The organism is Rhizobium sp. CF122 (assembly GCF_000282035.1).
Classification (GTDB): Bacteria; Pseudomonadota; Alphaproteobacteria; order Rhizobiales; family Rhizobiaceae; genus Rhizobium.
Genome location: NZ_AKKA01000120.1, coordinates 18075 through 38081, shown reverse-complemented (window position 1 = coordinate 38081; position 20007 = coordinate 18075). Strand labels below are relative to the sequence as shown.

The 20007-nt window shown below is 60.4% G+C and carries 24 protein-coding genes; 11 read left to right on the top strand and 13 right to left on the bottom strand.

Annotation, left to right across the window (positions count from 1 at the left end; all coding sequences use genetic code 11):
* Positions 1–19 precede the first annotated feature (19 nt).
* Entirely contained in the window at positions 20–592 is a 573-nt protein-coding gene (gene ilvN / locus PMI09_RS27675; RefSeq protein ID WP_007802177.1) for an acetolactate synthase small subunit, read from the top strand.
* Between the two features lie 33 nt (positions 593–625).
* Here ilvN and PMI09_RS27670 read toward each other — a convergent pair whose 3' ends face one another.
* Complete coding sequence (locus PMI09_RS27670) at positions 626–1474, bottom strand: aldo/keto reductase (protein ID WP_007802175.1); 849 nt, start codon at positions 1472–1474, stop codon at positions 626–628.
* Between the two features lie 160 nt (positions 1475–1634).
* Here PMI09_RS27670 and PMI09_RS27665 point away from each other — a divergent pair, with 160 nt between their 5' ends.
* Complete coding sequence (locus PMI09_RS27665; protein ID WP_007802173.1) at positions 1635–2228, top strand: LysE family translocator; 594 nt, start codon at positions 1635–1637, stop codon at positions 2226–2228.
* On the opposite strand, the gene PMI09_RS27660 is transcribed toward PMI09_RS27665, so the two are convergent.
* Positions 2220–2696, bottom strand: a complete 477-nt coding sequence (locus PMI09_RS27660) for a DUF2269 family protein (protein WP_037084390.1) — start codon at positions 2694–2696, stop codon at positions 2220–2222. The two genes, PMI09_RS27665 and PMI09_RS27660, sit on opposite strands and share 9 nt — an antisense overlap.
* Positions 2696–3976, bottom strand: coding sequence for an SDR family oxidoreductase (locus PMI09_RS27655; protein WP_007802168.1), 1281 nt, complete (start codon positions 3974–3976; stop codon positions 2696–2698). The genes PMI09_RS27660 and PMI09_RS27655 overlap by 1 nt, the downstream gene beginning before the upstream one ends.
* A gap of 100 nt (positions 3977–4076) precedes the next feature.
* On the opposite strand from PMI09_RS27655, the gene nthA reads away from it, so the two are divergent.
* From nthA to PMI09_RS27640, 3 genes are read left to right on the top strand one after another with little or no spacing between them, the layout of a single operon-like run.
* Positions 4077–4718, top strand: a complete 642-nt coding sequence (gene nthA / locus PMI09_RS27650) for a nitrile hydratase subunit alpha (RefSeq protein ID WP_007802165.1) — start codon at positions 4077–4079, stop codon at positions 4716–4718.
* Complete coding sequence (gene nthB, locus PMI09_RS27645) at positions 4715–5374, top strand: nitrile hydratase subunit beta (RefSeq protein WP_007802163.1); 660 nt, start codon at positions 4715–4717, stop codon at positions 5372–5374. Before nthA ends, nthB begins: the two co-directional genes overlap by 4 nt.
* On the top strand, positions 5361–5732 hold the full coding sequence (locus PMI09_RS27640; protein ID WP_007802161.1) for a nitrile hydratase accessory protein: 372 nt from the start codon (positions 5361–5363) through the stop codon (positions 5730–5732). Before nthB ends, PMI09_RS27640 begins: the two co-directional genes overlap by 14 nt.
* 3 nt (positions 5733–5735) lie before the next feature.
* Here the strand turns inward: PMI09_RS27640 and PMI09_RS27635 are convergent, their stop codons facing one another.
* From PMI09_RS27635 to PMI09_RS27625, 3 genes are read right to left on the bottom strand one after another with little or no spacing between them, the layout of a single operon-like run.
* Positions 5736–6518: an anti-sigma factor family protein gene (locus PMI09_RS27635; protein WP_007802159.1), complete on the bottom strand. Its 783-nt coding sequence runs from the start codon at positions 6516–6518 to the stop codon at positions 5736–5738.
* Positions 6515–7030, bottom strand: a complete 516-nt coding sequence (locus PMI09_RS27630; protein WP_007802157.1) for an RNA polymerase sigma factor — start codon at positions 7028–7030, stop codon at positions 6515–6517. The genes PMI09_RS27635 and PMI09_RS27630 overlap by 4 nt, the downstream gene beginning before the upstream one ends.
* Before the next feature lie 10 nt (positions 7031–7040).
* Entirely contained in the window at positions 7041–7421 is a 381-nt protein-coding gene (locus tag PMI09_RS27625; protein ID WP_007802155.1) for a COG4315 family predicted lipoprotein, read from the bottom strand.
* A gap of 146 nt (positions 7422–7567) precedes the next feature.
* Here PMI09_RS27625 and PMI09_RS27620 point away from each other — a divergent pair, with 146 nt between their 5' ends.
* Entirely contained in the window at positions 7568–8695 is a 1128-nt protein-coding gene (locus PMI09_RS27620; protein ID WP_007802152.1) for an ATP-dependent DNA helicase, read from the top strand.
* Between the two features lie 16 nt (positions 8696–8711).
* On the opposite strand, the gene PMI09_RS27615 is transcribed toward PMI09_RS27620, so the two are convergent.
* On the bottom strand, positions 8712–9398 hold the full coding sequence (locus PMI09_RS27615) for a MerR family transcriptional regulator (protein ID WP_007802151.1): 687 nt from the start codon (positions 9396–9398) through the stop codon (positions 8712–8714).
* A gap of 425 nt (positions 9399–9823) precedes the next feature.
* On the opposite strand from PMI09_RS27615, the gene PMI09_RS27610 reads away from it, so the two are divergent.
* A complete protein-coding gene (locus PMI09_RS27610; protein ID WP_007802149.1) occupies positions 9824–10576 on the top strand; it encodes a pyridoxine 5'-phosphate synthase in 753 nt (250 codons plus the stop codon).
* Between the two features lie 57 nt (positions 10577–10633).
* Here the strand turns inward: PMI09_RS27610 and PMI09_RS27605 are convergent, their stop codons facing one another.
* The gene (locus PMI09_RS27605; protein ID WP_007802147.1) at positions 10634–11521 is read right to left on the bottom strand and encodes an SDR family oxidoreductase; all 888 of its coding nucleotides are present in this window, start codon (positions 11519–11521) and stop codon (positions 10634–10636) included.
* Positions 11522–11638: 117 nt separating this feature from the next.
* On the opposite strand from PMI09_RS27605, the gene PMI09_RS27600 reads away from it, so the two are divergent.
* Entirely contained in the window at positions 11639–12055 is a 417-nt protein-coding gene (locus PMI09_RS27600) for a winged helix-turn-helix transcriptional regulator (protein WP_007802145.1), read from the top strand.
* Here the strand turns inward: PMI09_RS27600 and PMI09_RS27595 are convergent.
* The 4 genes from PMI09_RS27595 to PMI09_RS27580 all read right to left on the bottom strand — a co-directional run bounded on the left by PMI09_RS27595 (position 12041) and on the right by PMI09_RS27580 (position 15722).
* On the bottom strand, positions 12041–13270 hold the full coding sequence (locus tag PMI09_RS27595) for an MFS transporter (protein ID WP_007802143.1): 1230 nt from the start codon (positions 13268–13270) through the stop codon (positions 12041–12043). The two genes, PMI09_RS27600 and PMI09_RS27595, sit on opposite strands and share 15 nt — an antisense overlap.
* A 71-nt stretch (positions 13271–13341) precedes the next feature.
* Entirely contained in the window at positions 13342–13959 is a 618-nt protein-coding gene (locus PMI09_RS27590; protein ID WP_007802141.1) for a TetR/AcrR family transcriptional regulator, read from the bottom strand.
* Between the two features lie 60 nt (positions 13960–14019).
* Entirely contained in the window at positions 14020–14937 is a 918-nt protein-coding gene (locus tag PMI09_RS27585; protein ID WP_007802139.1) for a bifunctional helix-turn-helix transcriptional regulator/GNAT family N-acetyltransferase, read from the bottom strand.
* A gap of 65 nt (positions 14938–15002) precedes the next feature.
* Complete coding sequence (locus tag PMI09_RS27580; RefSeq protein WP_007802137.1) at positions 15003–15722, bottom strand: aspartate/glutamate racemase family protein; 720 nt, start codon at positions 15720–15722, stop codon at positions 15003–15005.
* Between the two features lie 160 nt (positions 15723–15882).
* Here PMI09_RS27580 and PMI09_RS27575 point away from each other — a divergent pair, with 160 nt between their 5' ends.
* Positions 15883–16347, top strand: coding sequence for an Lrp/AsnC family transcriptional regulator (locus tag PMI09_RS27575; protein WP_007802135.1), 465 nt, complete (start codon positions 15883–15885; stop codon positions 16345–16347).
* A 131-nt stretch (positions 16348–16478) separates the two neighbouring features.
* Positions 16479–17750, top strand: a complete 1272-nt coding sequence (locus PMI09_RS27570; RefSeq protein ID WP_007802133.1) for an NAD(P)/FAD-dependent oxidoreductase — start codon at positions 16479–16481, stop codon at positions 17748–17750.
* 35 nt (positions 17751–17785) lie between these two features.
* Here the strand turns inward: PMI09_RS27570 and PMI09_RS27565 are convergent, their stop codons facing one another.
* Positions 17786–18832, bottom strand: coding sequence for an NAD(P)-dependent alcohol dehydrogenase (locus PMI09_RS27565; protein WP_007802131.1), 1047 nt, complete (start codon positions 18830–18832; stop codon positions 17786–17788).
* 187 nt (positions 18833–19019) lie between these two features.
* Between PMI09_RS27565 and PMI09_RS27560 the strand changes: the two genes are divergently transcribed.
* The gene (locus PMI09_RS27560) at positions 19020–19925 is read left to right on the top strand and encodes an AraC family transcriptional regulator (RefSeq protein ID WP_037084425.1); all 906 of its coding nucleotides are present in this window, start codon (positions 19020–19022) and stop codon (positions 19923–19925) included.
* The last annotated feature ends 82 nt before the right edge of the window (positions 19926–20007 follow it).

Genomic DNA, 20007 nt, shown 5'->3' with positions numbered 1-20007 from the left:
GTAGAGGAAACCCACGATCATGAATGCACACCTTCAGCCGACGGGCTCTGCCTACTTCATCTCGCCTGAGACGGCGGCCGCCGAAAGCCATACGCTTTCCGTCCTCGTCGACAATGAGCCGGGCGTCCTTGCCCGTGTCATCGGCCTGTTCTCCGGCCGCGGCTACAACATCGAGAGCCTGACTGTCTCCGAAACCGAGCATCAGGCGCATCTGTCGCGAATTACCGTCGTGACGCGCGGCACGCCGCACGTGCTTGAACAGATCAAGGCGCAGCTCGAGCGCATCGTGCCTGTTCACCGGGTAGTCGATCTGACGGTGCGCGCCCGCGAACTCGGTCAGGAACGGCCGATCGAGCGCGAAGTGGCGCTCGTCAAGGTCGTCGGCACGGGTGAGACCCGCGCTGAAACGCTCCGTCTTGCGGATGCCTTCCATGCGAAGGTCGTCGACGCGACCGTCGATCACTTCATCCTGGAAATCACCGGTAAGTCCTCGAAGATCGATCAGTTCGTCTCGATCATGAAGCCGCTCGGCCTGATCGAGGTCTGCCGCACCGGCATTGCCGCGATGAACCGTGGCCAGCAGGGCATGTAAGGCACCGTGCAGTGACGTCCAAGACCGCTGGGATCAGAGCATCTCCAGCGGTCTTTTTCTTGCCGGAGGCGGGAAGGCGGCATCCAGCACGGCCCAATCCTCGTCGGTAATGTCGAGCGAGACGGCGTCTCGGTTTTCGGCGGCGCGGGCAGCGCTCGACGTCTTCGGGATAACGATCACGCCGTCACGCTCCAGCAGGAAGGCAAGCGCCACCTGCGCCGGCGTTGCCTGATAAGCCTTGGCGATGCGGATCAGTTCCGGGTGATGCAGGATGCGTCCCTGTTCGATCGGCGAATAGGCCATGAGCGGGATCTGACGCTCCTGACACCAAGGCAGCATTTCGTATTCAACGCCGCGGCGCGACAGGTTGTAGAGAACCTGGTTGGCGGCGACATTGCGCCCCGCGGGAACGGTCAGCAATTCCTCCATGTCATCCATATCGAAGTTGGAGACGCCCCAGGCGCCGATCTTGCCGGATGTCTTTAACGCTTCGAACGCCTCGACGGTGTCCGCGAGGCGATGATCGCCGCGCCAGTGCAGCAGGTAGAGGTCAATACGGTCGGTGCCGAGGCGCGATAGGCTGCGTTCACAGGCTTCGATCGTTCCCTTCCGGCTGGCGTTCCAGGGATAGACCTTGCTGACGAGAAAGACCTCATCCCGTCGCCCTTGGATCGCTTCGCCGACGATCTTCTCCGCGCCACCTTCGGCATACATTTCCGCGGTATCGATGAGCGTCATGCCAAGATCGAGGCCAGTGCGCAGGCTTGCTATTTCCCGCTTCGCCTCGGTGGGATTCTCGCCCATGTTCCACGTGCCCTGACCGAGGGCTGGAACCTCTGCACCGTTCGGAAGTTGGATGGTTGGGATGGCGTCGTCTCGCATGATGTCATTTCCGCTTTCGAAAAAGATTGGACGGCTCCGCAATCTTTCAACCAATCCTGTCACCATGACAATGATTGCGTGGAACGGCGAATTTGGGTCAGTTATGTTGACCTAAATCAATCGAGCCCGCCCAAGCAATCGCGGGCCTCTGGGAGGTCTCATGCCGCTGGATACATTTCTGGCACTTGTTCTGTTTGCCTTTACGACATCGATAACGCCAGGCCCCAACAACATGATGCTCTTCGCATCCGGCGTGAACTTCGGCTTCCGCCGCACCGTTCCGCATATGCTGGGTATCGGAGCAGGGTTCTTCTCGCTGTTGATCGGCGTAGGATTTGGACTTGGAGCGCTGCTGCACACGGTGCCGGCGCTCTATACGACGCTGAAGTTTGCTGGCGGCGCTTATCTTGCCTGGATCGCCTGGACGATCGCGACATCGCGTACACTTAGCGAAGGCAAAAGCGGCGTGAAGCCGATGTCGTTCCTGTCGGCGGCAGCCTTCCAATGGGTCAATCCGAAGGCATGGGTCATGGCCGTAACCGCGATGGCAACCTATACCATCCCGGATATCTATCTTGCGAGTGTCCTGATTGTCGGCTTCGCCTTCGCGCTGGTCAACGTGCCGAGCGTGTCGACCTGGGCAGGGTTCGGCTCGGCGGTGCGCGATTGGCTGTCGGATCCTGTGAGGCTCAAATGGTTCAACATTACCATGGCCGTGTTGTTGGTGCTCAGCCTCTGGCCGATGCTAAAATAGTGTGATCGCCGGTTTATTGAGCATCAGCCACAGGATGCCGATAACTGCGAAGAATGCCGGAAATCCAAAGGCAAACCAGATGCGATAAAGCCGGAAATAGGTTGCGGGCAACTCCGCGCGCGCCACAGCGGCAGCGCGGGCGAGATTTCGCATACGGATCTGAATACCGACGACCGGCAGCCAGAAAAGGCCGGTAAAAACGTAGAGTAGCAATGAGAGGGTGATCCAGCCCTCTGTCAGCTCCCAGCCGATCAGTCGCACCAGCAGATAACCTGTCACCGGCTGGAGAAGTGCGGCTGTCGCCGTAAACAGCGTATCGGCGATGACGACGGTTCCCGCGACATGAGCGATCAGCTTAGGATCCCGCGTCCCGTGTGCGAGCACCATGAAGAAAGCGATGCCGGCGCCCGTACCGAACAGGACAGTCGCGCCGATCACATGTGCCAGCAGCAGCAACTGTTCGAGCATCATCTTTCATCCAAAATAGCGAGGGCGGCCAGCGTCAGCACCAGCGACGGCAGGACTTTGACCAAAGGGCCAAGCGGATCGAGCCACAAGGAAGGTTCGACGATGGTGGCACCGGCAAGATAGGTCAGCGAGACCAACATCATGCCGTGCATAGCTCTGCGGGCGAGTGGCCGGACAAGGACAGCCGCGCCGAGCAGCATATCGATCAGGCAGGTGAGGACGGCCAGCGACACGGCAGGGCCGGCCTGCAGCAGCGGCAGGAAATGCGTGGCGGCACGCCCAATATCAAGCAAGGGCAAAAAACCCGACAGCAGCCAGAATATCGACAGAGTACCGATTATCGGCGGCTTCAGGAGATAGAGCCTGGCAAACCAAAGATCCTGCACGCCGGCCGGGTTCATGCGCAAGATGTCCCGCGCCGACGCTGTAGCAATACCGGGGTCTCTGTCGGCGCTTGGCTGGATGCCTTCCGCCATGACGGTCATGGCCGTGGAGCGCAAGGGCGACCGCCATCCAAGGCGACCGGCAGCGTCTGCGACCCAGGTGGCCGGTGCGGCAGCGACGGCAGGCAGGGATACCACATCTGCGTGCGACAAACCCAGCCATTGCCGGTGGAGGGTAACGAGTTGGGCGAGCGTCAATTGCTCGGTCGATGCAAGATCCGCGTCAGTGCCAGATGGGAGATGTCCCGCCACGGCGCTACTTACCGCCGCCGCGACGTCGTCAAGTGCTACTGTTGCAACCGGACTAGCTGCATGAACTAGCGGGATGCTGAAGGGCAGGGCGGCGAGGGCGCGCAGCAGGGCCGAACCCCCATGGGCGTTGCGGCCGAGGACGAGGGCCGGGCGCAGGATGACATGAGGCAGGCCGCTTGCGGCGAGCGCTTTGTCAGCCTGACGTTTCGTTGCCAGGAACGGCAGGTCGCCGGCAGCGCCGTTCGTCCGTGCGGAAATCTGGACGATGAGAGGGCGCGTTTGCTGTGCGGCGGCGTACAGCGCCAGCATCGCCTTGTGTTGTGTCGCCGCCAGATCGTCGGCAAGGCCGTCCTGCAGAGCGCCCGCGCAATTGACGACGGCGTCATGACCTTCAATGACCGCGCGCCAATCTTCCGCGCGCAGCATTTCTGACAGATCGGCCTCAATCCATCTGATATCCGGCAATTTCAGACGAGCGCGAGATGGGTTGCGTCCGAGGCCAGTCACACTATGCCCGTCAGCCAGCAGGCGGGATGCTGCCGCCGAACCGATAAAGCCTGTCGCACCGAGAATCAGGATGTTCATGGCATCGAACTTAACCGAAAAGTTGCGTCGGCAAGAGGGCCTTGGCGAGACGCGCACGAGAGCCTAAAGATAGCGGCAGATTGGCGGAGGAGGATATCTCGTGCACGACGACGATCACCAGCACGACCACGACCACGACCACCACCACGATAACCGCTATACCGACATGCAGGCGCGGGTGAGGGCGCTTGAGACGGTTCTGACGGAGAAGGGACTGATCGATCCGGCGGCGATAGACGCGATCGTGGAGACCTACGAGACAAAGGTCGGTCCGCGCAACGGAGCGCGCGTCGTTGCCAGGGCGTGGAGTGATCATGAATTTGCCGAGTGGTTGCGGCGTGATGCGACGGCTGCCGTCGCGAGCCTCGGCTATACCGGCCGTCAGGGTGAGCACATGCGTGCGGTGTTCAACACCGCGGATACGCACAATCTCGTCGTCTGCACGCTTTGCTCCTGTTATCCGTGGTCCGTGCTTGGCCTGCCGCCGGTCTGGTACAAGGCCCCCGCCTATCGCTCGCGGGCGGTCATCGATCCGCGGGGCGTGCTGGCTGAGTTCGGCGTGATGTTGCCGGAGAATAAGAAGATCCGCGTTTGGGATTCGACTGCGGAGCTGCGTTATCTGGTCGTTCCCGAGCGACCGGAAGGCACAGAAGGGTGGAGCGAGGAGCAGCTTGCCGATCTCGTCAGCCGCGACGCGATGATCGGGACGGGTCTCGCGGCTGTGGCGGGAGTTGCTCCATGAACGGCCCTCACGACCTTGGCGGTCAGATGGGCTTCGGCCCAGTCGCGCCCGAGAAGAACGAGCCGTATTTCCATGCGGAGTGGGAGAAACGGGCGCTTGGACTTACGCTTTCCAGTGGCGCGTTTGGCGCTTGGAATATCGACGAGAGCCGGCATGCCCGCGAAAACATTCCGCCGGCGAATTATCTTGGCGCGAGCTACTATGAGATCTGGACGCGGGCTCTCGAGGTGCTGCTTGAGCGGCACGGTTTCGTCACCGCCGGAGAGATCGCTGCTGGCCACAAGCAAACGGATGGCGCGACGCCGAAGCGCGTCCTGAGGGCCGACATGGTGGCGGGCGTGCTGGCAAAGGGTGGTCCGTGTGATCGGTCGGTGACAACGCCGCCCCGCTTTGGCGCCGGGGACAGGGTCCGAACCAGGAATTTCAATCCGACCACACATACGCGGCTGCCGCGTTATGCGCGCGCCAAAATCGGCGTTGTGGAGGCGGTGCAGGGCTCCTTCGTGTTTCCGGACGACAACGCCCATGGAAAGGGCGAAAACCCGCAATGGGTCTATACGGTCGTGTTCGATGGCGGCGAGATCTGGGGCGAAGGTGCCGACCCGACGCTCAGCGTGTCGATCGATGCATGGGAGAGCTATCTTGAGCCAGTGTGAAACGCGCTCGCCGCTGGCGCAATCGCCGCAACTGCCGAAATCCTCCGATGGCGAGCCGGTTTTTCCCGAGCCCTGGGCTGCGGAAGCTTTCGCCATGACGGTGCATCTGCACGAGCGCGGCCTGTTTACGTGGAGCGAATGGGCAAAGACCCTGTCCCGGGAGTTGCATCAGCCCGGCCGCGCCGAAGACGGCAGCGACTATTTCGATTGCTGGGTGGCGGCGCTTTCGGCGATCCTTGTCAAACTCGGCGTGGCCGACGCCGACATGATCCTCGATCTGCAGAAGAGCTGGCAGCGGGCGGCGGAGGCAACGCCGCACGGCAAGCCGATCGAGCTTGCCAATGATCCGCTGTACTGAGGATCAGGACGGAAACTGCCTGTAGCATTCCTCCGCGACCTTTCTCAACACATCTCGCGAGACCTCGCCGGTCACGGCATAGCCGAGTTCGCCATCGATCCAGTAGAAGGTTTCGATATTGCCGGACGAGGCGAAGCGGAAGCTGGTAGATCTGTTATCGGCGTTGCGCCCGACGAGGACCGTCAGGCGTTCGCCAGCCTGGTCCTCGTACATGAACATCGCACCGGGACTGCCATCGACGGGCAACAGGCGACCGCCGACCAGCTTGAAGCCGAGCTCCTGCAGGTTCGGAACCTTGAGATCCTGAACAGCTAGCCGCTTGCCGAGCCAGGTCGCCAAATGAGCTTCCTCATTGGCAAAGACCTCGACAGGATGACGGACCTCACCGGCGTAAACCAGGAAGGCGTTGCGGGCTTCGTTGGGAAGCGTTTCGAGTTCCGTCAGTTGCAGATCCGGCTTTTCAAACAGCGTCGGGCCGTAGTGGCCGCTCAACGCGCCAAGGCCGAAAATCGCTATGATCGCGGCCATCGTCGCCAGGCGCTTCGGCCAATTTGCGGGCTGTCTGCGGCCAGTGACGAGCCCTATATCCGTGTCCGTGGATTTTTCATAAGCTGCGAAGAGCGATCGGATATCGGCATTTCGTGCCGTCCATTCCGCCACTCTTGCTGCATCGTCCGGATTGTCACTGAGCCACGCTTCGATGCGCGCGCGTGCCTGATCGGGAAGCTGCCCGTCGGCATAGGCATGAAGATCCGCTTCGGTCACGGTCTGGTTGATCTCGTTCATTTCGGTCTCCGAAGCGTAATGACATTGTCAGCCTTCATGCGCTCTCCTATCCGTTGGCGCGCGCGTGACAGGCGCGACATAACCGTGCCGATCGGGATGTCGAGCGCGGTCGCGACCTCCTGATAGGTATAGCCTTCGATGACGACCAGCATCAGCACCGAGCGGTTTTCCTCCGAAAGGCTGTTTAGCGCGTCCTCCAGCCGCGAGCGTTCGAGGGGATCGGGAGCGGGATCCACCGATACGGTATCCTCAGCGTCGTTGAGTTCCACGAACGGCGCGCGATCCGTCTGGCGGCGGCCGTTGCGATAGAGATTTGTCATGATCGTCAACACCCAGCCGCGCAAGTTCAGCCCCCGCCACTGTCCGCGGCGGGCCAGGACCTTCTCGACGCAGTCCTGCAGCAAATCCTCCCCGTCCGCGTCGGAGCGGGTGAGGCTGCGGGAATAGCGTCTCAGCGAGGGAAGGAGGGCCAGGATCTGGCCCTCGAAGGTATCTTGCCCTGGTGTCTTCAAATCGGTTCGCTCACGGCTTGACGAGATCCCAGTTGCCGCCGACGCCGTCACCGGTGATATCGCCCATCTTCTTGTCCTTCACCCAGAAATAGAGCGGCATGCCGTCCTTGGCCCACTGCTTGCTGCCGTCCTTCCGTTCGACAATCGAATATGCACCCTCTGGCTTCGCATCGCTAGCGGCCTTCAGCGGCGGCCAGTTCTTGGCGCAATCGTCGTAGCAATTGGAAACGCCCATTTTGTCCTTCTTGAACGTGTAGAGAGTCATGCCGTTTTCGCCGGCAAGAACCTCGCCCTTGCTGGATTTCACCGCCTTGACGGGCGGGGCCGCAAATGCGGACGTTGCGACGGCGGATGCAATGGCAAATGCGATCAGCATCTTCGCGGATTTCATGGGTTCTCTCCTCACGTGTTGGCACGCTTGATTGCGTTGCCAGACATGAGACACCATCGGCGTCGGTTTTATTCCATTGTGATCGCCCGCTCGCCCAGATTTTCAGGGTTGCCTATGTCAGGCGAATCCTGCCAAGTCGATCCACGATGCAATTTGCTCCGCAACAAGATGAAGCCCTCAAGGCCGTTTCCAAATGGCTGAAAGAAGGGCGGTCGCCGCTTTTCCGCCTGTTCGGCTATGCCGGTACGGGCAAGACGACGCTTGCGCGGCATTTCGCGGAGCATGTGGACGGTGATGTGCTGTTTGCCGCGTTTACGGGCAAGGCGGCTCAGGTGCTGCGATCGCGCGGCGCCAGCAACGCAAAGACGATCCATTCGCTGATCTATCGCCCGCGCGGCGAGGAGGCAGTCGAGGACGAGGAAACGGGCAAGACCTCCATCGCGCCGATGTTCTCCATCAACCGGCAGAGCCCGGTTGCCAAGGCTGCGCTTATTGTGGTTGACGAGTGCTCGATGGTGGACGAGGCGCTGGGCCGGGACCTGATGAGCTTTGGAACGCCGATTCTGGTGCTCGGCGATCCCGGCCAGCTGCCTCCCGTTTCCGGCGGCGGCTTCTTCACCAATCAGGAGCCGGACTATCTGCTGACGGACATTCACCGCCAGGCTCGCGACAATCCGATCATCCAGCTCGCAATGCAGGTTCGTGAGGGCAACGAAGTCAGCTACGGCGATTATGGCACCGCGCAGGTCATCTCCAAGGGCGAGGTGAACCAGTCGCTGGTACTCGATGCCGATCAGGTGCTCGTCGGCACCAACCGCACGCGACGCCGATACAATCAGCGGCTTCGCGAGCTGAAGGGTTTTACGGCCGAGTATCCGCAAACGGGCGACAAGCTCGTCTGCCTGCGCAACGATCCGGCAAAGGGCTTGCTCAACGGCTCGCTCTGGCAGGTGATGACATCGTCCAGGGAGACGACGAAGCCCGGCATCAACCTGTTGATCCGGCCTGAAGACGACGACATGGATCGCGGCGCAGCGAAGATCAAGCTGCTGAAGCAGGCTTTCGAGGATGTCGAGGGTGAGATTCCCTGGAACACGCGCAAGCGCTATGACGAATTCGACTACGGCTACGCGCTGACGGTTCACAAAGCGCAGGGCTCGCAGTGGAACAACGTCGTGCTGTTCGATGAAAGCTGGGCATTCCGCGATACACGCGAACGGTGGCTCTACACGGCTATCACGCGCGCAGCAGAAACCTTGACGATCGTGCGTTAGGCAATTTTCCTGAGCGTCAGACTTGGACGACGCCGAGCATGACGGCCTTGGCTATGGCTTGAAAGCGATTGTTGGCGTGGAATTTCTGGATGATGCCGGCTTCAAGTGATCGTGCAGTGTCATCTCGAAGGTCGAGGGTGCGTGCAATGCGCTGCGTGGAAAGCCCTGCCGCCATCAGTGCGAGACACCGCAACTCCTGATCCGTGAGTGCCGATCCGCTTTGATTGTCGTTGAGGGGTTGATCCTCGGTCGCCTCGCGATCGAGCAAATCGCTCACCTGCTGCATCTGTCGATGCAATGTGGACATTTCCGCGCTGAGTTCGCGTTTGCGGGTCACGAGCGCATCGCGAAACAGAGCCTCGGCAGCCTCCTGCGAGTCGGCCTCGATGAGGTCAGTCATCAGATCCTGGATCACGGCAACCGCCATGCCGGCCTCGCGGCAAGCGTTGATGACGGCCATGCGCATAACGTCGCCCGGCTCATAAACGCGCATCAGGCCAATTCGGCTGGCCGAAATCAGCCCTTTCTCCTCATAGAAATGCAGGGTTCGATGGGTCACGCCGAAGGCATTGGCCATGTCGGCGATCGGTACTCTTCCGCGGGGCAAGTCGGCGGGGAGAGCCGCTGACGGGAGGAAACGGTGCCGCGGTCGCGTTTGTGTCGCTAGGTCTGAGGTGAACCCCTGCTTGTAACCTTCTGCCATGGTCCCTCCCATTGTGCTCATTGTGCGTCTGCAAATTGCAAAAGGGTGCGGTTGAGTGGGGTTCCCTCTTATCGTTCCTGTTCAGGCATAGAAGCAACTGGCGGTGTTCTCTTCGATATTGTGAGCTTACGTTACCCGTGATTGACGTATTTTGTTAGTATCAAAATTAGTGACTTTTAATTTGCAGGGCAATCCAGACAGAAAGTTGCACCAGGTGAAGGCGATTCTCGTGAGGAATCAGCGTTGGAGAAACGCTTGATCGTCTAAAGTGCGAGGACCGAACCATATGTACTTTCAGTGTCGCGCTGACGGGTGAAACACTCGCGTCATCACAGATTCACATGCATTCATGTACGAATCTCGTTGGCCCATACCGACTCATTGGCCTAGAAACGATCATCCTTCGCTTCATTTGGAATCCTGCCATGCCGACCACGCTTTCCGTCAATCTCAATGCCGTCGCGATGCTGCGCAACCGCCGCGATCTGCCGTGGCCAAGTGTCGAAGGGCTGGGGCGGATCGCGCTGCAATCCGGCGCCAGCGGACTGACCGTGCATCCGCGGCCTGACCAGCGGCACATCCGTTTCTCCGACCTGCCTGTCATCCGAAACCTGATCGATGATGAGTTTCCTGCTGCCGAGTTCAACATCGAAGGCTATCCGACCGATGAGTTCCTCGAACTTTGTGTCGGCGCCGCGCCTGAGCAGGTCACGCTGGTTCCTGACGATCCCTCACAGGCAACCTCGGATCATGGCTGGGACTTCCGCAAGCACCGCGACTTCCTGACAGACGTCATCGCGCGGCTGAAGAAGATGGGAACGCGCGTATCGCTGTTCGCCGACGGCGATGGGGACGCCGAGGCCGTTGCTATCGCCAAGGCGGTCGGCGCTGACCGGATCGAACTTTATACGGGTCCTTATGGCGGGTGCTACGACGCGCCCGAACGGGCAGGGCCAATCCTTGAGGCGCTCGGCAAGACAGCGGATGCGGCGCTGGCAATCGGCCTGGGTGTCAATGCGGGGCACGATCTGACGGTTGCGAATTTGCCGCCGCTTGTAAAGCGTATTCCCAAACTTGCTGAGGTGTCCATCGGTCATGGATTGACGGCGGACGCGCTAGAATTCGGCATGGCGGAAACCGTTCGGCGGTTCTGCCGGGCGTGCGGTCAGAAGATCTAAGACCGCGAATAGGCGAAGGCCCGCTCCGGTGGTGCGAAGCGGACCTCCTTGACCGACTCAGGCAATGAGGGCGGACTTGTGCGCGATGAAGAAGTCCTTGAGTGTCTCAGGCTTCTTGCCGGTCAGTTTCTCATAATCGGCTGTTACCAGATCGAAGTTGCCCGCGCGGATGTTGGCATCGGCGGAGACCAGCATGTCGGCGACGAAATCGGGAAGACCCGCGCCGCGCATACCCTGGCCAAGCTGCTCATCCGTGACGCTAACAGCCTTCAACGGCTTTCCCACCGCATCGGTGACGGTCGCTGCGATCTGGTTTGCTGTCAGAGACTCCGCTCCGGTCAGCGTATAGGTCGCATTTTCCTTCGTCCCTGAGGCAAGAGCTGCTGCGATCGCCCGTGCGCAGTCTTCGCGAGAGATATTCGAAATCTTGCCTTCGCCGCTGCCCGTGTACCAGCTTCCCGACTGGAGATTGTGCGGCATGCCATGGAGATAGTTGTCCATGTACCAGGCATTGCGGATGATGGTGTAGGGGATGCCCGTCGCCTTGATGGCATTCTCGGTGCCGAGGTGGTCCGGTGCGAAAGTGATCAGCGATTTGTCCGGCGAGGGCATCGACGTGTAGGCGATGTGTTTCACGCCGGCCTTCACGGCCGCATCCACTGCTGCCTCGTGCTGCTTGAGACGTTGGCCGGGGACGGCAAGTGCATCGGTGCTGATGATCAGCAACCGATCGACGCCCTTGAAGGCGGCTTCTAGCGAGGCGGCATCGTCAAAGTCCGCCTGGCGGGTGACCACGCCCTTGGCGGCGAGATCTGCGAGCTTGGCGGGGTCGCGCGTTGCGGCGATGATGTTTGCAGCAGGAACCTTCTCGGTCTCGAGCAGGTGATGGATGACCCTCTGGCCAAGCTGGCCGGCGGCGCCGGTGATGAGAATGGTCTCGCTCATGTCTTTCCTCTAGGTTCGTTACTGGTCTCAAAAAGAGAGTAGCTCTAGAATAGGAATTGACTGCGAGCTGTAAAGAAGGCAGTTTTTTCGCTCTACGTTACCAAAAGGGAACCAAGGATGAGCGGCTCCGTCGTCAACCTGAAGAACAAGGCACCCGGCATTCGTCGAGACGTCGATCTCAGCAAGCTCGACTTCAGCAATTGCCCGGTCAGGGACATGATGCAGCAGATCGGCGGCAAATGGTCGACGCTGATGCTCGAGGCGCTGTCGCAACGTCCATACCGATTCGGCGAGTTGCGGCGGATGATCCCTGACATCTCGCAGCGCATGCTGACGCAGACGCTAAGAGATCTGCAGCGTGACGGCTATATCGAGCGGGAGGTGTTTCCGACCAAGCCGCCGAGTGTCGAGTATCGCATGACCGATCTTGGCCGCTCGCTCTACAGTACTCTCGCACTGCTGCTGAACTGGGCGGAAGAAAACCATAGCGCAGTTCGCGCCGCCCGGCTCAGGTTCGACTCAGGCAACGTCTGAGACTATCTGCGTGCCGCGGCCTTCCGTCAGGAAGAGAAGGAACGCGAAGGCCGGGAAACAGAAGCCGATCCAGGCAGTCATCGTCCAACCACCGGTGGCGTAAGCCCAGCCGCCCACGGCCGATCCGATCGCTCCACCGGCAAAGAATGTCGCCATGTAGAGACCGTTCAGACGGCTGCGATGCTCGGCGCTGATCGCGTAGATTGCACGCTGTCCGCAGACAAGATTGGTCGTTACGCCGAAATCGAGAAGGATTGCCGCCGCCGTCAGCAACAGCAGCGCCGTCAGCGAACCGTCCGTCGCGAAGTGGCTGATGAGAAAGGCCGACATTCCAAGCAACATCGCCAGCGTGGAGGCAGCCTTGGTCAGGCCGCGGTCGGCCAGGCGTCCGGCGATCGGCGAAGCGATGGCACCGGCAGCACCGGCCAGCGCGAACAAGGCAATGCCGTTCTGCGTCAGCCCGAATTCAGGGCCGGCCAGAAGCAGAGGCGTGGTGGTCCAGAACAGGCTGAAAGCACCAAACATGCCGGCTTGGTAGAGTGCGCGACGCTGCAGAACGCGCGAATGGAGGGCGAGATCTGCCATAGAGGCAAGCAGCTTGCCATAGCTCAGCTTGGTGTGAGGAACACGCACTGGCAGCTTAGCCCTCAAAATGACGACGAGCACGATCATCAAGGCAGCGGTGACGAAGTAGACCATGTGCCAGGAAGTCGCCTCGGCAAGGAAGCTGGCGAAGGGGCGTGCCAGCATGATGCCACAGAGCAGCCCGCTCATGACGTTGCCGACGACGCGGCCACGGCTTGCGTCCGGCGCCATGTGGGCGGCAAAGGGAACGAGCACCTGGACGGCGACCGAGGCGAGGCCGATGCACAACGAGGCGAGGAGAAACATCGCGGGCGTTGACGATAAGGCGGCTCCGACCAAAGCGACAGCTGAGGTGGTGATGAGTGTCAGCACAAGTCTGCGATTTTCCAGCAGATCGCCGAGTGGGACGATCAAGAGCAGTCCGAGACCGTAGCCGATCTGCGTCAGGGTGACGATCAGGCCGGTTGCCGCCGGCGTAAAGCCGAGGGATGTGCTGATTGGCCCGGCGAGCGGCTGGCCGTAATAGAGATTGGCGGCAACCAGCCCACATGCGGCGGCGAAAAGAAACGTCATCAACGGCGAGATCGTCTGTGGCGCGACGGTTTCCCGCGTGGTGGTCGAAAGGCTCATAGTAGGCTCCGGTGGGACTATCGGATGATTAAAAAAGGTTGCGCGTTTAGGCAGGTCGATCGCAACCCGATTCACGCAAGAAGCTTCATTGCAGTCTCGGCGACAGCGACCATGTCTTCTTCGCTTCGTCCCGTTTTGCCGACCACTCGCATTCCCTTGGTGACGCAAAGGAGGGTACGGGCGGTGGCCGCGACGTCAATTTCGGCTGCGATCGAGCCGTCGCTTTGGCCGAGGCGGAGGAGATCGGTGATCAGTTTTTCGTTGGCTGTAAAAGCCGCTGCGACACGCTCGGCGGCTTCCTCGTCGAAAAGCGCAAGGTCGTTCGCACTGCTAACGACGAGGCAGCCGCAACGACCGGAGGCGCCATGTGACGAGAGCGCATAATGGGCCAGGACCTCGCGGATTTTCTCGCGGCCGGTTCCAACCTTCGCCATGCGGGCATCCAGCAGGCCGCGACGCACGGTGCGATATCGGTCGAAGCCTGCGAGGAATATGCCGCGCTTGTCCTTGAAAGCCTTGTAGACGCTGCCGGAGGCAAGGCCCATGGCCTCGGTGAGCTCGCTGATCGACGCGGCATGATAGCCGCGCTCGGCAAACACCTGCAGCGCCTTGTCGAGCGCTGCATCGCGATCGAACTCGCGCGGCCTGCCGCGTGTCCGGGTCGTTTCAGAAAGGGTCGCCATGGTCATGGCTGACTAATTAGGAAATGATCGTTTCCAAATCAAGTGAAACTTTTGCGACGCAGCAAATCAGAGATCAAGAACCCAGGTCTGCCCGTTTTCCTCCGGCCCGAACATCCGGTGTCTTTCTTCGGAGACAAGGCGAAAGCCGGCCTTCAAGTAAATGCCGCGCGCAGCGTGCAGGATGTCGTTCGTCCAGAGCGTTATCTGTCGATATTTCTTTGTTCTGGCAAAGCGGATGCATTCGTCGACCAGCATCTTGCCGAGCCCGAGGCCGCGTGCCGCTTTGTCGACATAGAGCAGACGAAGCTTCGCAACGCCGTCGCCGCCATTGGTCACGAGAATGGAGCCGACGTTGATGCCACCACGCTCGGCAATCCAGCAATACTCCGTCGACGGATCAAAATTCGCCAGGAACTTGCCGGCGACCTCTGCAACAAGGCCCTCGAAGCGCATGTCCCAGCCGTATTCCTCGGTATAGGCCTTCCCCTGGCTCTGAACGATCCAGCCGATATCTCCGGGCCGGTGGGCGCGGATGACCAATGGAGGAGGTGAGGCGTCCGGATCGAGTAGCGAGCGGATAGCTGTCATTGCCGTTACAACGCTTTGCGGCTCGCCCTCGGCGAGGTTGCCGAAGCGCTCCGCGATCTGAGCATTTGAGCGCCTGCCAAGTTCCTCGAACTGATCGTGTCCCTTGGTGGTGACCATAATGATCTGACTGCGCAGATCGCTGGGATCGGGCTTTGTTTCGATCAGTCCGTCGGCTCGGAAGCGCTTGAGGATGCGACTAAGATAGGCGGGGTCGAGGTGCAGGTCGCGGGCAAGAGTGACCGCGCTTATACCGTTGCGAGAGCCGACCTCGAAGAGGACACGCGCGTCGGTGAGCGTGAACTCCGTATCAAGATAGGCCCGGTTCAAGACGCCGAGAAAGTTCGTATAGAAGCGATTGAAGTCGCGGGCGACGTCGATCAAGCCAGAGTCGGACATGGACAAAACCTCCTGATAGGAGATTTTGTCCTGCAATTAATTGACTGAGTCAACTAATTTGTAACTCAGGCGGCGACGATCTCTTCGACCGCTTCGTCGCCAAGCGCGAACTCGACAGCTGCCCTGGCATGGATCTCAGTCGTGTCGAAGCCGGGCAGGGGCAGATGCTTCGGGTCGAGGATGAGGCAGATTTCCGTGCAGCCGAGAATAATGCTGTCGGCGCCCTTGGCCCGCTCGCGCTCGATAATCTGCATGAGCTTGTCACGCGAACTGTCGAGCACCTTTCCGGCGCAGAGCTCATTGAAGATGATGTCATGAACGGATGTCCGGTCGGCGGCTTCGGGAACGACGACGTCGACGCCAAGGCTCTTCATGCGATCGGCATAGAAACCATGCTCCATCGTGTATCGCGTGGCGAGCAGCAGCGGGCGCTTGCGTCCGGCGGCCTTCAAGGACTTCGCGGTCTCGTCGATGATGTGGATCAGGGGAACGGAGATGCGCGAGGCGACCTGGTCGGCGATGAGATGCATGGTGTTCGTGCAGATGAGCATGCAGCGCGCGCCGGCAATCTGCAGATGCAGGGCGACGTCGCCGAGCCGGTTGGCAGCGGCGTCCCAGTCGCCCGCCCTTTGCATGGCGACGATCTCATCGAAATTGACGGAGTGCATCAGGAGGTCGGCCGAGGCGAGCCCACCGAGGCGCTCGCGCACCATTTCATTGATCAAGCGATAGTAGACCGCCGAGCTTTCGAAGCTCATCCCGCCAATCAGTCCGATTGTCTGCATTATTGTTATGCTCCCGTCTGGAATTTCCTATTGGCGAAATCATGCATCGATCATCGCGCAAATGGTTTGCTTTGTTTGTATCAAGTTCTCCGTTGGCGCTGTATTTTTGCGCCAAATTTCAGTATCGTGCGAAATCAAATCATGACTCTGGGAAGACTCGATGCTGGATGATCGCGACCGCCGAATCCTCGAACTCTTGCAAGCCGATGCGGGCATTTCGGTGACGGATCTCGCAGAGAAGGTCGCGTTATCGGTCTCGGCCTGTTCTCGGCGCATCCAGCGGCTGGAGGAGAGCGGTCACATTGCGCGGCGGATCGTGGTGCTTGACCGTGAGAAGATGGGTGTCCCGACGACGGTGTTTGCGCTGATCAAGACGGCGCACCACACCGACGAATGGATCGAAGCATTTCGTCGGGCGATCAGCGCCATTCCCGAGATCGTCGAGGCGCATCGGCTTACCGGGAACCACGACTACATTCTCAAGATCGTGCTGCCACGCGTCGAGCACTACGATGTGATCTACAAGCAGATCGTTCGCAAGATCGAACTCTTCGACGTGTCCGCATCCATCTCGATGGAGTTGCTGAAAAGCGGGACATCGATTCCGGTTGCTTACGCAGACTGAGTTGTCTCCACTCTCTGAATTCGACCTCCGCGACAACCGCTGGACGCAGGCGAGCTATACCCAAAGAGAGGTTGAAAGCCGCGGGCAATCGACGACATTTGCGGTAGCGCAATGGCACGGAAAGGCAAGTCATGAGCGAGCACCACGTTGTCGTTGTCGGTGGCGGTTTCGGCGGACTGCAGTTGGCAAACGATTTGAAGGGAGCGGGCGTCCGCATCACCCTGGTCGACCGTCGCAATCATCACCTGTTCCAACCGCTACTTTACCAGGTGGCGACGACAATCCTTTCGACCTCGGATATCGCCTGGCCCATTCGCCACCTCTATAGCGACCGGCCGGACGTTACGACGCTGCTTGGCGAGGTCGTTGGTATCGATACTGCCGCAAAGGAAGTTGCCTTACGCAGCGGCATGACTCTGCGTTATGACAGCCTTGTTCTAGCGACGGGAGCAACGCACGCATACTTCGGGCGAGACGATTGGGAGCCGGTTGCGCCAGGGCTGAAGACGCTGGAGGATGCCACGACGATCCGACGACGGGTTTTGCTCGCATTCGAACGGGCGGAGACCGAAACCGATCCCGCTATCCGTGACGCGCTTCTGACTTTCACGATTGTCGGTGCAGGGCCGACCGGTGTCGAGCTCGCCGGGATCATTGTCGAGCTTGCGCGCAATGCCTTGCCGCGCGAATTCCGCAATATTGATACGCGCAAGACACGGGTCGTGCTCGTCGAGGCGGGGCCGCGCGTACTTCCTACCTTTGCCGAAGAGCTTTCGGCCTATGCCGGCAAGGCGCTTGAAGAACTCGGTGTCGAACTGCATATCGGCGAGCGCGTCCTGGAGTGCACGGCAGCAGGCGTCGAGACAAGCGAAGGGATCATCCCAAGCCGCACGATCGTCTGGGCTGCAGGCATACAGGCGTCGCCCGCTGCCAAGTGGCTCGATGTGCCGGCAGATCGGGCGGGGCGCGTCATCGTCGAGAAGGATCTGACTGCGCCGGGGTTTCCGGATGTCTTTGTCGTCGGCGACACGGCCTCTGTCATTCAGGAGAGCGGCGCCCCGGTTCCAGGGATCGCGCCGGCCGCCAAGCAACAGGGTGCCTATGCCGCAAAGGTGATCCGCGCGCGCCTAGCGGCAAAACCGGCGCCCGCTCCGTTTCGCTATAGACATCAGGGCAGTCTTGCGACGATCGGCCAGAGCGCCGCGATCATCGATTTCGGTCGCATCAAACTGAAAGGCTGGATCGCCTGGTGGATATGGGGCATCGCCCACATCTACTTCCTGATCGGGACGCGTTCGCGCTTTGCTGTGGCCTGGAGCTGGCTCTGGATCTACCTGAGCGGTCAGCACAGCGCGCGGCTCATCACTCAAAAGGAAACAATGCGCGACGACGATCGCACATAACAAAAAGGGCGGCTCAAGGCCGCCCTTTGCGTTTGTCAGGCAGCCAGCGAGGCGATGTCGATGACGAAGCGATAGCGAACATCGCTCTTCAGAACGCGTTCGTAGGCTTCGTTGACCTGCTGGATGTTGATCTTCTCGATCTCGGAGACGATGTTGTGCTCGCCGCAGAAGTCCAGCATTTCCTGGGTTTCCTTGATCGAGCCGATCATCGAGCCGGAAATGCTCTTGCGACCGGGGATCAGCGAGAAGGCAGCGACCGGGATCGGGTTTTCCGGCGCGCCGACCACGACGAAGGCGCCATCGACCTTGATCAGGCCGAGATAGGCATTCCAGTCGATTTCGGCGCTAACAGTGCAGATCACAAGATCGAAGGCGCCGGCAAGTTTTTCGAAGGTCGCCGGGTCGTTGGTGGCGTAATATTCCTTGGCGCCGAGCTTCAGGCCGTCTTCCTTCTTGGAAAGGCTCTGGGAGAGGACGGTGATATCCGCGCCCATGGCGGCGCCGAGCTTGACGCCCATGTGGCCAAGGCCGCCCATGCCGACGATCGCGACCTTCTTGCCGGGGCCAGCATTCCAGTGGCGAAGTGGCGAATAGAGCGTGATGCCGGCGCAAAGCAGCGGGGCGGAAGCGTCAAGCGGAAGGTTGTCCGGAATGGACATCACGTAGCCTTCCTTGACGACGATCGAGTCTGAATAGCCGCCCTGGGTAGGCGTCTTGCCGTCGGCCTCGACGCTGTTATAGGTGCCGACCAGGCCCGGCATATACTGCTCGCGGTCGACGTCGCGGGTTGCGCAGCCAACGCAGCTGTCGACGAAGCAGCCGACACCGACGCGGTCGCCGACCTTGAACTTGGTCACGGCAGAGCCGACAGCCGAGACGATACCAGCGATTTCGTGACCCGGGACGATCGGGTAGACCGCATTCTTCCACTCGTTGCGAACGGTGTGGATGTCCGAATGGCAGATGCCGGCGAACTTGATGTCGATCACGACATCGTCAGGATTGGGGTCGCGACGCTCGAAGGTGAAGGGTGTTAGCGGCTTCGACGCGTCGGTGGCAGCATAGCCTTTTGCAATAGGCATCCGGGACTTCCTTTGGTTGCTGGGCGGATGGCCGAAAATGCATCGGAACGTCTCAGGTGCGGTAGAGCGATCCTCCGAGCTTTTTGCACGATCCTGCAAAATTGAGGGGATGGGCTATTCTCGGGGGCTCGAACCTATCCTAGATAGTGCACATCCCGCCGGCGCTGCAGATAAGGGTTTCTTTCGCATGACCTTGCCGTTCAATCCCTATCAGGAGATCGCTTCGATTGCCGCTCGATATGCCGGCGACGAGGGCGAAGTCCGCACCGCCATCGAGAGCCTGGGGATCAGCCGCCGGCATTCGCCGAGCGCGCCGTGCCACGGCAGCTACCGGCCTTGTATTGCCTTGGTTATCCAGGGCTCCAAGAGCCTTCGTCTCGGAACCGACGTCATCAATTATGGCGCCGGCGATTACCTTCTGACCTCGCTCGATCTGCCTGTCATCTGGCGCGTGGTCGAGGCCAGCGTGGAGGTTCCGCACTTCTGTCTGACGCTCGCCATCAACAGCGAAAAGGTTCTTGAGTTGCTGAGTCGTGCCGATATGCCACGGCCGACCATGCCGGGACGGGGCCGCGGGATCGCAGTCAATGTCGCGACGCCGGAGCTTCTGGATGCAACGGTGCGGCTGCTGCGCTTGCTCGATAGTCCGAAGGATATCGCAGCGATGGCGCCGCTGATCGAACAGGAAATCCTCTATCGCGTGCTCACGGGCCCAGATGGCGGCCGGCTGATCAGCATCGCGGTCGCGGATAGTCACGGCAATCGTATCGCACGAGCCATTGCCTGGCTCCGCCAGAACTTCGCGCGCCCACTGCGCATCGAGGATCTCGCCGAGCAGGTCAATATGAGCGTGTCGTCCTTCCATCATCATTTCAAGTCGATCACGGCAATGACGCCGGTGCAGTACCAGAAGCAGCTGCGGCTACACGAGGCACGCCGTCTGATGCTGGTCGAGCGTCTTGATGCCGGCACCGCCGGGCATCGGGTCGGCTATCAAAGTCCGTCGCAGTTCAGCCGCGAATACAGCCGAGTTTACGGTCTGTCTCCCCTACGAGACGTCGAGGCAGCGCGTGAACCGGTTGATGGTGCTTGAGTTTGTGTGAGCGAGTTGCCTGAGCTTGGCGCAGGCATAGATTCGGCAGTGCGCTGCAGCATGAATTTTTCCCTTGATGCCG